13 protein-coding genes and 2 pseudogenes are annotated in these 12,174 nt (G+C 41.4%); all 15 read left to right on the forward strand.

Going from position 1 to position 12,174, the window contains the following annotated elements:
- Positions 1–71 precede the first annotated feature (71 nt).
- A complete protein-coding gene (locus O3627_RS02965; protein WP_125382248.1) occupies positions 72–1,742 on the forward strand; it encodes a formate--tetrahydrofolate ligase in 1,671 nt (556 codons plus the stop codon).
- A 76-nt stretch (positions 1,743–1,818) separates the two neighbouring features.
- On the forward strand, positions 1,819–2,352 hold the full coding sequence (locus O3627_RS02970; protein WP_221761563.1) for a GNAT family N-acetyltransferase: 534 nt from the start codon (positions 1,819–1,821) through the stop codon (positions 2,350–2,352).
- The gene (locus O3627_RS02975) at positions 2,349–2,960 is read left to right on the forward strand and encodes a DUF5052 family protein (RefSeq protein ID WP_125382244.1); all 612 of its coding nucleotides are present in this window, start codon (positions 2,349–2,351) and stop codon (positions 2,958–2,960) included. The genes O3627_RS02970 and O3627_RS02975 overlap by 4 nt, the downstream gene beginning before the upstream one ends.
- Before the next feature lie 3 nt (positions 2,961–2,963).
- Positions 2,964–3,617: pseudogene (locus O3627_RS02980) on the forward strand (DNA alkylation repair protein).
- Positions 3,614–4,138: a GNAT family N-acetyltransferase gene (locus O3627_RS02985; protein ID WP_125382243.1), complete on the forward strand. Its 525-nt coding sequence runs from the start codon at positions 3,614–3,616 to the stop codon at positions 4,136–4,138. Before O3627_RS02980 ends, O3627_RS02985 begins: the two are co-directional and overlap by 4 nt.
- A gap of 183 nt (positions 4,139–4,321) precedes the next feature.
- Positions 4,322–4,447, forward strand: coding sequence for a hypothetical protein (locus O3627_RS02990; RefSeq protein WP_260468519.1), 126 nt, complete (start codon positions 4,322–4,324; stop codon positions 4,445–4,447).
- Between the two features lie 189 nt (positions 4,448–4,636).
- Positions 4,637–5,713 carry an aspartate-semialdehyde dehydrogenase gene (locus O3627_RS02995; protein WP_125382241.1) on the forward strand — a complete coding sequence of 359 codons (1,077 nt, stop codon included), beginning with the start codon at positions 4,637–4,639 and terminating at the stop codon, positions 5,711–5,713.
- Between the two features lie 82 nt (positions 5,714–5,795).
- Positions 5,796–6,731 carry a 4-hydroxy-tetrahydrodipicolinate synthase gene (gene dapA, locus O3627_RS03000; RefSeq protein ID WP_002897548.1) on the forward strand — a complete coding sequence of 312 codons (936 nt, stop codon included), beginning with the start codon at positions 5,796–5,798 and terminating at the stop codon, positions 6,729–6,731.
- A 59-nt stretch (positions 6,732–6,790) separates the two neighbouring features.
- Positions 6,791–7,390 (forward strand): hypothetical protein, encoded by a 600-nt coding sequence (locus O3627_RS03005; protein ID WP_343091750.1) that lies wholly within the window; start codon positions 6,791–6,793, stop codon positions 7,388–7,390.
- A 245-nt stretch (positions 7,391–7,635) separates the two neighbouring features.
- Positions 7,636–7,974, forward strand: coding sequence for an ATP cone domain-containing protein (locus O3627_RS03010; RefSeq protein WP_002895476.1), 339 nt, complete (start codon positions 7,636–7,638; stop codon positions 7,972–7,974).
- Between the two features lie 142 nt (positions 7,975–8,116).
- The gene (gene ylqF, locus O3627_RS03015) at positions 8,117–8,968 is read left to right on the forward strand and encodes a ribosome biogenesis GTPase YlqF (protein WP_002904508.1); all 852 of its coding nucleotides are present in this window, start codon (positions 8,117–8,119) and stop codon (positions 8,966–8,968) included.
- On the forward strand, positions 8,955–9,719 hold the full coding sequence (locus tag O3627_RS03020) for a ribonuclease HII (RefSeq protein WP_371621278.1): 765 nt from the start codon (positions 8,955–8,957) through the stop codon (positions 9,717–9,719). The genes ylqF and O3627_RS03020 overlap by 14 nt, the downstream gene beginning before the upstream one ends.
- A 17-nt stretch (positions 9,720–9,736) precedes the next feature.
- Positions 9,737–10,578, forward strand: a pseudogene (locus tag O3627_RS03025) (PRD domain-containing protein).
- A complete protein-coding gene (locus O3627_RS03030) occupies positions 10,554–11,117 on the forward strand; it encodes a sugar O-acetyltransferase (RefSeq protein WP_002906554.1) in 564 nt (187 codons plus the stop codon). Before O3627_RS03025 ends, O3627_RS03030 begins: the two are co-directional and overlap by 25 nt.
- 131 nt (positions 11,118–11,248) lie before the next feature.
- Positions 11,249–12,091: a DNA-processing protein DprA gene (dprA, locus tag O3627_RS03035; protein WP_371621279.1), complete on the forward strand. Its 843-nt coding sequence runs from the start codon at positions 11,249–11,251 to the stop codon at positions 12,089–12,091.
- The last annotated feature ends 83 nt before the right edge of the window (positions 12,092–12,174 follow it).

Here is a 12,174-nt window from a genome sequence, read left to right on the forward strand (position 1 = left end):
TTAGAGCTTAATCATGTAGATTTTGCTCTTTTTTGTTATAATCTTTATATTAATTGATAGAGGAGTTCTTGATGAAAACAGATATTGAAATTGCTCAAAGTGTTGAATTGCAGCCTATTGTTGATGTGGTGAAAAAAGTCGGCATCGACTATGATGACTTGGAACTATATGGTAAGTATAAGGCCAAGCTCAGCTTTGATAAGATTCGTGAGGTTGAAAAAAATCCTGTTGGCAAACTGATTTTGGTAACAGCAATCAATCCCACACCTGCCGGAGAAGGTAAGTCTACCATTACCATTGGACTAGCTGACGCGCTCAACAAAATTGGCAAGAAGACTATGATTGCCATTCGTGAACCATCTCTGGGGCCGGTAATGGGGATTAAAGGAGGAGCTGCTGGTGGCGGTCACGCGCAGGTTCTACCGATGGAAGACATTAACTTGCATTTTACTGGTGATATGCATGCCATCACGACAGCCAATAATGCCCTGTCAGCTCTTATCGATAATCATCTTCATCAGGGAAATGCACTGGGAATCGATCAGCGTCGTATTATCTGGAAGCGGGTTGTTGACCTAAATGACCGGGCTCTTCGCCATGTGACCGTTGGCTTAGGAAGTCCTGTCAATGGTATTCCGCGCGAAGATGGTTTTGACATTACGGTTGCATCTGAAATCATGGCGATTCTTTGCTTAGCTACGGATATTGAAGATTTGAAAAAGCGCTTGGCTAACATTGTCATCGGTTATCGCTATGACCGCTCACCAGTCTATGTTCGTGACCTTGAGGTAGAAGGAGCCTTGGCTTTGGTCTTGAAAGATGCGATTAAGCCAAATCTAGTTCAGACTATTTACGGGACACCAGCCTTTGTTCATGGTGGACCGTTTGCCAATATTGCTCATGGCTGTAACTCTGTTTTAGCGACTAGCACTGCGCTGCGCTTGGCTGATTATACGGTGACTGAAGCAGGGTTTGGTGCGGACCTTGGAGCGGAAAAATTCTTGAATATTAAAACTCCGAACTTACCAACTTCTCCAGATGCAGTAGTGATTGTCGCAACCTTGCGCGCCCTCAAGATGAATGGTGGTGTGGCTAAGGATGCACTTACTGGAGAAAATGTTGAGGCGGTACGAGCTGGCTTTGCCAATCTCAAACGTCACGTTGAAAATATCCGTAAGTTCGGTATTCCAGCAGTAGTAGCCATCAATGAATTTGTATCTGACACGGAAGCTGAAATTGCTGCTCTTAAGGAGCTTTGTGCAGAAATTAAGGTACCAGTTGAGCTAGCCAGTGTATGGGCTGATGGCGCTCAAGGTGGTGTGTCTCTGGCTGAGACTGTAGTCAAAACCATTAATGAAGAACCTGCTCATTACACTCGCCTCTATGACAATGATTTATCTATTGAGGAAAAAATCGAGAAGATTGTCAGAGAAATCTATCGTGGTTCGAAGGTGAACTTTGAGAAAAAAGCGCAGACTCAGATTCGCGAAATTGTCAAAAACGGCTGGGACAAGCTACCAATCTGTATGGCCAAAACACAGTATAGCTTCTCTGACAATCCTGCAGCTCTGGGGGCGCCAGAAAATTTTGAAATTACCATTCGTGAACTGGTACCAAAACTTGGAGCGGGCTTTATCGTGGCTTTGACAGGAGATGTCATGACCATGCCAGGATTGCCGAAACGTCCTGCGGCACTCAATATGGATGTGGCGGCAGACGGCACAGCGATTGGTCTATTTTGATCATGGTTTAAAAGGCTCTTTACGGGTCTTTTTTGGTATAATGGTGAAAATAATGAGAATAGAATATGGAGTCAATATGAACATTAGATTAGCAAGACCATCAGACGCTGCAACCTTGCTTGCTATTTATGCGCCTTATGTAGAAAATACAGCCATCACTTTTGAATATGAAGTTCCAACCATTGAGGATTTTGCAAATAGGATTGAAAAAACGTTGGAAAAATATCCTTATCTGGTAGCAGAAGAAGACGGTTTAATTTTAGGTTATGCCTATGCTTCGACTTATTATGCGCGTGCCGCCTATGATTGGGCGGTGGAATTGTCCGTCTATGTCAGTCAAGATGCTAGAGGAAAAGGAGTTGGCAGTAAGCTTTATGATGAACTTGAAGACTTGTTAGATCAGATGGGATATATGCATTTTCTAGCCTGTATTTCTCTGCCAAATGAAGCTAGCCTGGCTTTACATCGAAAAAGGGGCTACCAGCAGGTGGCGCATTTCCCTAAAATTGGCTATAAATTCGAGCGTTGGCATGACATTGTTTGGCTACAAAAATCCTTAGACAAGCAAGCTGGACCAATTAAACTTTTAAAAGAAATGGAGTGTAAATGATGAAAAAGAAACACCTATTAATAACTCTTCTAAGCATTGCCCTTTTGACTTTGAGCGGCTGTCAGGCCGTTGAAAATTGGTTTAAAAATGCCAAGGAGGAATGGATTGGTTTAGAGATGACAGTTCGCACCTATGATGAAAATTCTCAGCTTATTGACCAGATGTCGGGCAAGTCACTATCCATCTCGCGTAACGAGGAGTTTGACTCAGTTGATGCGGAAGGAAATTCCAAGGAAGATTCTTCTGTGCTCAAAATCACCTTGGGTAAGTATGAGATTGACCATGTGGGCTCTTCCTTGATTGCAGAAGAAAAAGGCTTGAAAGATGTGTTTGCCCAGTATCAAAAAACAGCAGATGTTGAGGAGAATAGCCATTCTCTCCCTGTTTTAAATCGCATGATTTCAGCTTTTAAAAACGACTTTACCGGAAAGAAAAAGGTTGTTCTGATTCGCTCTCAAAACGGCACTCCGTTGGCTGCCTATGCTGGTGACCGAGTCTCTCTAGATAAATCCGATGCTCCTAAAACCTCTGAATTACTGATTGACGGCAAACGTCTCGTGATTTACCGCTGCGACTACACTATTTATGACCGTGAATTGCTGGAATAAACTATGGATGTAGAGGAATTAGAAAAAGAGTTAAAAGCTGTAGCTAACCCAGATGATGCGGTGACTATGAAAGCCTATATGAAAAATAAATTTGAGTTTCTATGAGTCAAGACTCCGGCCAGACGGAAGCTCACAAAGGCTTTTTTCAAACGGCAGACTGACTCCATTATTGACTGGGATTTTATAAATGAAGCTTGGAGTAATTCTTATCGAGAATTACAGTATGCTGCGCTAGATTATCTGGAAAGTCGCAAGAAACTATTGACTCCATCTGACTTGCCACGTTTGAAAAAGCTGGCCCAAACAAAATCCTGGTGGGATACGATTGACTTTCTAGACCGCTTGGTCGGATCAATCATTGCTCGATTTCCAGAAACCAAAGAGATTATTGTAGCTTGGAGTTGTGATGAGGACATTTGGTTACGGCGCTTGGCTATTGATCATCAGCTGTTGCGAAAAGAGAAAACAGACACAAAGCTCTTGGAGAAGATTTTAGTGAATAATCTGGTCAAAACAGAATTCTTTATTAACAAGGCCATTGGCTGGGCGCTGAGAGATTATTCAAAAACCAATCCAGACTGGGTCAGAGATTTTATCGAGCAGCATCAGGCAGAAATGGCTGCGCTTAGTATTCGAGAGGGAAGTAAGTATTTATGAAACATATTTATTTAAAATATCTGGAAGAGAAGGATTTCTCGGTTTGGCTGGAAGGATTTTCCAATAGACTACCTTCCCAATCGCTATTTGATGATGGGCTTTTAGATATGACAATTTGTACAGAAAGTTGGTTTTCGGACTTGGTGGCTAAGCACCGTGATTTTCGAGAGAAAGACCAACAGTATATTTGGGGAATTTATGACGCAAAAAGCGGAAAACATGTTGGTATGGTTAATTTATTTGTGCTAGCTAGAGACAATTTCCAATGGGCGGAAATAGGTTATACGATACATAATCAATTTTGGCGTCAGGGCTACGCCAGAGCTATGTTAGAAGAACTCAAGAAAGTCAGTCGCGAACTAGGATTTCATCGTTTAGAAGCACATGTTGATCTACAGAATATCCCTTCACAAAAATTGCTGGAGCAAGCTGATTTCTATCTTGAAGGAGTACGAAAACAATTCCAAAAAGAAGGGCAGGATTGGAAGGATAGACAAGTTTTTGTTTATATTTTAGATTAAATACCTTGACAAAACGGAAAAAGATAAGGTAAACTATGTTTCGTGCGATGAGTCGATATGCAGTTTTTCTGCAAATTGAAGCATGGGAGGTCATAACGCAGGAGCGGACTTTGATCAGTTGTGTGAACCTGCTGATCACACGAAAGTGCCCTTATCCCCAGTCTACGGATTGGGGATTTTTCTATGTCTCTTAGAGTGGCAAGACCATTAGTCGCAGCCGAGCTTAGAGACATTGATACTGAGACGGTCGACGTCGTGAGTGCTATTGCTCTTGACGAAACGAGTCCGCAGGAGGAAATTGAGTCATAGAGCAGTGGATACAGTTTTGTTCGTGAGAACAAAAACTGTAAACCTTGAAAGTTCTCATAGAGAGGCATGAGTGTTAGTGTGTTTTATCAAAATATCGCACTTATATTCTTCAGAAATATTTGCATTTTTCCTTAAAAATAGTATAATACTAACAATAAAAATTTTTTGAAAATTTAGAGAGGTTATCGCATGGGATATACAGTTGCTGTAGTAGGTGCCACTGGTGCCGTTGGATCTCAAATGATTAAAATGCTGGAAGAATCTAGCCTTCCAATTGATAAAATACGCTATCTGGCGTCTGCTCGTTCAGCTGGTAAAGTTCTCCAGTTCAAAGGACAAGACATTACCATCGAAGAGACGACTGAGACGGCTTTTGAAGGTGTAGATATTGCTCTCTTTTCAGCTGGTGGTTCTACCTCAGCAAAATTCGCTCCTTACGCAGTCAAAGCTGGAGCAGTAGTGGTCGATAACACCTCTTATTTCCGTCAAAATCCTGATGTTCCTCTGGTTGTTCCAGAAGTCAACGCCCATGCCTTAGATCAGCACAAGGGAATTATCGCTTGCCCTAACTGCTCGACAATTCAGATGATGGTGGCTTTAGAGCCTATTCGTCAGCAATGGGGGTTGGAGCGTATCATCGTGTCTACCTATCAAGCTGTTTCTGGTGCAGGTATGGGAGCCATTCTTGAAACCCAAGCTCAATTGCGCTCTGTTCTCAATGATGGTGTAAATCCTAAGGACGCAGAAGCCAATATCCTGCCATGTAGTGGTGATAAGAAGCATTATCCTATTGCCTTTAATGCCTTACCTCAGATTGATGTCTTTACAGATAACGACTACACTTATGAAGAGATGAAGATGACCAAGGAAACTAAGAAAATCATGGAAGATGATTCTATTGCTGTTTCTGCGACTTGTGTCCGTCTTCCAATTTTGTCTGCCCACTCGGAGTCTGTTTACATCGAGACTAAGGAAGTAGCACCTATTGATCAGGTAAAAGCAGCAATCGCAGCCTTTCCTGGTGCTGTTCTGGAGGATGATGTAGCTCATCAGATTTATCCGCAAGCAATCAATGCGGTTGGTAAGAAAGAAACCTTTGTTGGCCGAATTCGTAAGGATCTAGATGCAGAAAAAGGAATTCATATGTGGGTTGTTTCAGACAATCTTCTTAAGGGGGCAGCTTGGAATTCTGTTCAAATCGCAGAGACACTGCATGAGCGTGGTTTAGTTCGTCCGACAGCAGAAGTAGTTTTTGAATTAAAATAAAGTGACCAAGGAAACTTGACAGTACAGGGTTGAATAATCGTTCTTTCAACCCTCTTTTCGTATAATAAAGAGAGGTAAGTTTATGGCGTATGCGGATCTGAAAAACTGTAAAATCATCACAGCTTTTATTACTCCTTTTCATGAAGATGGTTCCATCAATTTTGAAGCTATTCCAGACTTGATTGAGCACCTTTTGGCGCATCATACGGATGGGATTTTGCTGGCTGGAACGACTGCTGAAAGTCCAACCCTGACACACGATGAAGAGTTGGAGCTATTTGCGGCAGTTCAAAAGGTTGTCAAGGGGCGCGTTCCTTTGATAGCCGGTGTCGGTACCAATGAAACGCGCGACTCTATCGAATTCGTCAAAGAAGTAGATGAATTTGGTGGTTTTGCAGCTGGTTTGGCCATCGTACCCTATTATAACAAACCTTCTCAGGAAGGCATGTATCAGCATTTTAAAGCCATTGCGGATGCTTCAAACCTGCCAATCATTATCTACAATATACCTGGCCGGGTAGTGGTTGAGATGACGCCTGATACCATGCTGAGGTTGGCAGAACATCCAAACATTATCGGTGTTAAAGAATGTACCAGTCTGGCGAATATGGCCTATCTGATCGAACATCGTCCAGAGGAGTTTCTGATTTACACTGGTGAGGATGGCGATGCCTTTCATGCTATGAATCTGGGGGCTGATGGAGTTATTTCAGTTGCTTCTCACACAAACGGTGATGAAATGTTTGAAATGTTGGACGCTATTGAACACAATGACATCAAAAAAGCAGCAGCTATCCAACGGAAATTCATTCCTAAAGTCAATGCCCTTTTCTCATACCCAAGCCCTGCCCCAGTCAAAGCAGTCCTTAATTACTTAGGATTTGCAGCTGGGCCAACCCGCTTACCACTTGTGCCTGCACCTGAAGAAGATGCCAAACGCATTATCAAGGTCGTGGTTGATGGCGACTACCAAGCAACCAAAGAGACGGTTAAAGGCGTCCTGAGACCGGATTATTGATTTATAGAAGCAGTTTTAGGATTGACATAATAAAAATAATAAAGAAAGAATTGAAATTTGTGTCAGAAAAACATAGTGAACGAATTGAGGAGTATAAGGCTAAGCATAGACTGGAAAAACTTGAGGGAAAAAAAGTTTATGATAAGCCAGTTATCCGAACTGGTGATAAGGCAGGTTGCTATGGTTCAGGATTGATTTTACTTGGATCTGTTTTAGGAATTATTTATTTACTTCTAATACTGATAACGGACTGGGATTTGAAACTTTTCTCTTTCATCTGGGAAACACTTGCTGCGTTAGGGATAGTTTTCAGTCTCTTTGGAGCTTTTAAAATCGGTCAGTTGGAGCTGCACAGTTTGTCAATGGTGGCTGACAAAGAGAAAAATTTTGAAATTGATAAAGTTTTCAATCTTTATAACATCATTCACAAACCAACAAAGAAAATTCTACTTCAATATGATAGTGAAGATGATAGTTTAATTTCTCTGAACGCTGGAGGAGAGTTATTAGTTGAGCTCTTAAAGAGAGTTGAAGAAGAAAAATTGTCCTTTAAGGCTATTAACAAAACATTGAGTTTAGAAGAATTGTCTGAAAATCACTGGAAAATGCACTATCGTTATAAAAGACAGGACATAACATTAGAGAAATCCGATACATAGTGTTTGGCTTGTTATTTTAGTTGTATTGACTTAAACTGAAAAGTGAATTCAGAATCTGATAGTTTTTGAAGAGCATATAAAAAAGAGAGCTTCCTTTGAAAAATATTGGAAAAAATTATATAATATCAAGGTATGGTCTGGCTTTGAGATTTCCTTTTGAGCAGGCTTATAGATAATTGGATTGGCAGCAGTCATGTTAGAGACTTACATTAGATTAGAAATATATAATATAAAAGGAGTTTTTTATGCAAGTTATTAAACGGAGCGGTGAGGTTGTAGAATTTGACCCAGATAAAATCTATCAAGCAGTTTTAAAGGCAGCTCAGACTGTCTATGTGTTGACAGATGATTTGCGTCAGAATTTAGCGCAGGTTACAAAGAAAGTGGTTCTGGATTTGGAAGAAGCTAAGGTTGAGCGTGCGACGATTAGCATGATTCAGTCCATGGTTGAAAGCCGCCTCTTGGGTGCAGGTTATATTACTATTGCAGAGCATTATATTTCTTATCGCTTGCAGCGCGATTTAGAGCGAAACGGCTATGGAGATCATATAGCTGTGCATCTGCATTTTGAGCAAGTGAGATAAAATCAGAAAGCCCGTTAGGGCTTTTTTTTTGCTCTTGAGGTAGAGAGTATCACTTTAGGATTCATCCGCTTAAATCCCAGAAATATGTTAAAATAGTTAAAGAAATAAAATTTTATCAATATATTCGTTGAAAGGATAAATTATGGCAACGATTCAATGGTTTCCGGGGCATATGTCCAAGGCACGGAGACAGGTACAGGAAAATATTAAGTTTGTTGATTTTGTGACGATATTGGTTGATGCGAGACTTCCTTTATCCAGTCAAAATCCTATGCTGACTAAGATTGTGGGGGATAAGCCCAAGCTTTTGATTTTAAACAAGGCAGATTTGGCAGATCCTGTTCGTATCAAGGAATGGCAGAACTATTTTGAAAGCCAGGGGATTCCGACCTTATCTATTAATTCCAAAGAGCAATCTGCTGTAAAAAAAGTGACAGACGCAGCTAAAAAGCTTATGGCTGACAAATTGGCGCGACAGAAAGAAAGAGGAATTCGCATCGAAACCTTGCGTACCATGATAATCGGTATTCCCAATGCTGGCAAATCGACCCTCATGAATCGCTTGGCTGGTAAGAAAATCGCTGTTGTAGGGAATAAGCCAGGTGTGACCAAGGGTCAACAATGGCTCAAATCAAATAAAGACTTGGAAATCTTGGATACACCAGGGATTCTCTGGCCTAAGTTTGAAGATGAGACGGTTGCTCTCAAGCTTGCTCTGACTGGTGCTATTAAGGATAATCTGCTGCCTATGGATGAGGTGACGATTTTTGGTCTCAATTATTTTAAGGAGCATTATCCTGAGGAGCTGACAGCACGCTTCAAGCAGCTGGATCTAAGCCAGGAATCGCCTGACATGATTATGGATATGACCCAAAAACTTGGCTTCCGCGACGACTATGACCGTTTTTACAGCCTTTTTGTCAAAGAAGTCCGTGATGGCAAGCTAGGCCGTTATTGCTTGGATATGGTTGGTGAACTAGATGGCAACGATTAAAGAAATCCAGCAACGTTTAGAGTTAGTGACTGATTTGGCTGATCCTTTTCTGGCAGAAGCAGCTAATGATTCGCGCAGTGGAGTTCAAAAGGCGATTGAAAAGCGTAAAAGAGCTATTCAAGCAGAGTTAGACGAGGAACTGCGTCTGGAGCAGATGTTACGGTATGAAAAAGAGCTTTATAAAGCCGGCTACCAAGCAATAGCTGGAATTGATGAAGTCGGCCGCGGTCCTCTAGCTGGACCAGTTGTCGCTGCAGCTGTTATCTTACCTCCAGGATGTAAAATTAAAGGGCTCAACGATAGTAAAAAAATTCCCAAGAAAAAACATCAAGAAATCTATCAGGCAGTTCTAGATAAAGCTTTGGCGGTCGGTATTGGCCTGATGGACAATGAGATTATTGATCAAGTCAATATCTACGAAGCGACCAAGCTTGCTATGAAAGAGGCTTTGTCTAAATTGAGTCTCAAGCCGGATTATCTGCTGATTGATGCCATGAAACTGGATGTTGAGATTCCGCAAGAGTCCATCATCAAAGGTGATGCTAACTCTCTGTCTATTGCAGCGGCCAGTATTGTAGCGAAGGTTACTCGGGATAAGCTGATGACAGACTACGACAAGGAATTTCCTGGCTATGATTTTGCGCAAAATGCCGGTTATGGGACTAAAAGTCATTTGCAAGGATTGGAACGAAACGGCGTAACTCCTATTCATCGCAAGACATTTGAACCAATAAAATCCATGTATGAATAGGCACGAAGAGGTGAGGCATGCTTATCAGTAAAATCTTAAACAATAATGTGGTGATTTCTGAAGAAAACCAAGAAGAAGTTATTCTCATGGGACGAGGACTGGCCTTTGGTCGAAAAGTTGGCCAGGAGATTCCAGATGAGCTGATTGAGAAAAAGTATGTCTTGTCAGAAAATAGACGACAGCTTCTGATGGAGTTGCCAGCAGAGGTCATGGAAATGTCAGATAAGATTATTTCTTTCGCAAAGGAGAAACTGCAGAAGAAGCTCAAAGACAGTGCTTTTCTGGCGATGGCAGATCATATCCACGGAGTCTTGCTGCGCTTGGAAGATGGTATTTATCTCAAGAATTTCCTCATATGGGATATTAAACGCTTTTTTCCTATCGAGTTTGAGGTTGGTCAGTTTGCAAAACAGCTTTTGAGCGCATATGTCAGCAAGGAACTTCCAGATGATGAAGCAGCATTATGGCGCTGACCTTGGTCAATGCAGAGCTGGAAAATGGCGACGGTGCTGCGCGTGATTTGACTATGATGATGGAGGAAATCATGACCATTGTCAAGTACAGTTTGGAAATTTCTTTAGACGAGGAAGACATCTACCTCGAGCGCTTCATGACCCATCTAAAATTTTTCTGTGAGCGAGTCCTGACTGATAGAGGCCACCGTGACCTAGAGGACAATGAGATGTTTGACTTACTTAAATGTAAGTATCCCTTGGCCTATGAAACCACTAGGAAGATTGCTGAATTTTTAAAGCAAACCAGAAATTACCAAATATCAGAGGATGAACAACTTTACCTGACCATCCATTTGTCACGCATGAAAAGGAGGATGACATGCAAAGCGAATACGAAAAAATGATTGCTGGAGAGATTTACCGACCACAAGACGAAGATTTAAGAAAAATTAGAGCCCGATCCAAAGAATTTCAATATCGTTTTAACAAAGAGCAAGACAGCGACAAGAGAAGTGCTATTATCAAAGAATGGTTTGGCAGTACAGGGGAGAATCTTGCTATGAAGCCAGATTTGGTTTGCGACTACGGAATTAACATTCATTTAGGAGAAAATTTTTGTTCTAACTGGAACCTAACTATGCTGGACGTTTGCCCTATTCGCATCGGAGACAATGCTATGCTCGGTCCAAATTGCCAGTTTCTGACACCTCTTCATCCGCTTGATCCAGTGGAAAGAAATTCCGGAATTGAGTACGGAGCCCCAATCACTATTGGTAATAACTTTTGGGCTGGCGGAGGTGTGACAATTCTGCCAGGCGTGACACTAGGAGATAATGTGGTAGTCGGAGCAGGAGCGGTTGTGACCAAGTCTTTTGGTGATAATGTAGTCTTGGCTGGCAATCCTGCTAAGATTATTAAGGAAATCCCTGTTCATAAAGAATAAAAGATGTGTTAAAGGCGATAGGCATAGAAACCAGCTATTGACAACATCAAATTTAATAGAATCGTAAAGAAGGAACTGTATTGCAGTTCTTTTTTTGAACTTTTTTACGAATAAGAAAGTGAGGTGAAAAAATGAATAATTTTGAGATTTATAAAATGAAAAAAGCTGGTTTGACTAATCATCAGGTTTTAAATGTTTTGAGATACGCCGAGAGTAAAGATGGCAAGCTTTCTCTGCGAGATAAGGCTGTCGTATCTGAGTGCCGCAATCCTGCACTCTTTATAGAGAAATACAAGAGGCTTGATTTACCAGCTTTGAAGGAAGAATTTGAACTTTTTCCGTCCTTTTCTATCTTGGATGATATTTATCCTTGGGATTTATGTGAAATTTACGATGCCCCGACTTTGTTATTTTATCAGGGAAATCTAAATCTACTAGAATTGCCCAAAGCTGCGGTCGTTGGCAGTAGAGACAGCAGCAAGCAAGGAAATGCCTCAGTAAAAAAGATTATCAAAGAGCTAAATAATGAATTGGTTATCGTCAGCGGCCTAGCTCGTGGAGTAGATACGGCGGCCCATATGGCTGCCCTGCAAAACGGAGGTCAGACGATTGCTGTCATTGGTACTGGATTAGATGTTTTTTATCCCAAGGCCAACAAAAAATTACAAGCTTACATTGGCAAAAATCATTTATTGCTGACAGAGTATGGTCCAGGTGAACAGCCCTTGAAATTTCATTTTCCAGAGCGGAATCGTATCATCGCTGGTCTCTGTCGAGGCGTCATCGTGGCAGAAGCTAAGATGCGCTCAGGCAGCCTGATTACCTGTGAGCGAGCAATGGAAGAAGGGCGGGATGTCTTTGCTATCCCGGGGTCAATTTTAGATGGAAAATCTGACGGTTGCCATCATTTGATTCAAGAGGGGGCAAAGTGCATTACATCAGGCTCTGACGTTCTTTCTGAGTTTGATTTTTAAAACAAGTTTTCCTATAAGAAAAGTTAGCAGTTGACATCTATCAAAAAATAGTTTAAACTCTATGAGATTTATTTCTTATAGAA

The sequence above is a fragment of the Streptococcus sp. 27098_8_82 genome, from assembly GCF_041431615.1.
GTDB classification, from domain to species: Bacteria; Bacillota; Bacilli; order Lactobacillales; family Streptococcaceae; genus Streptococcus; species Streptococcus sanguinis_K.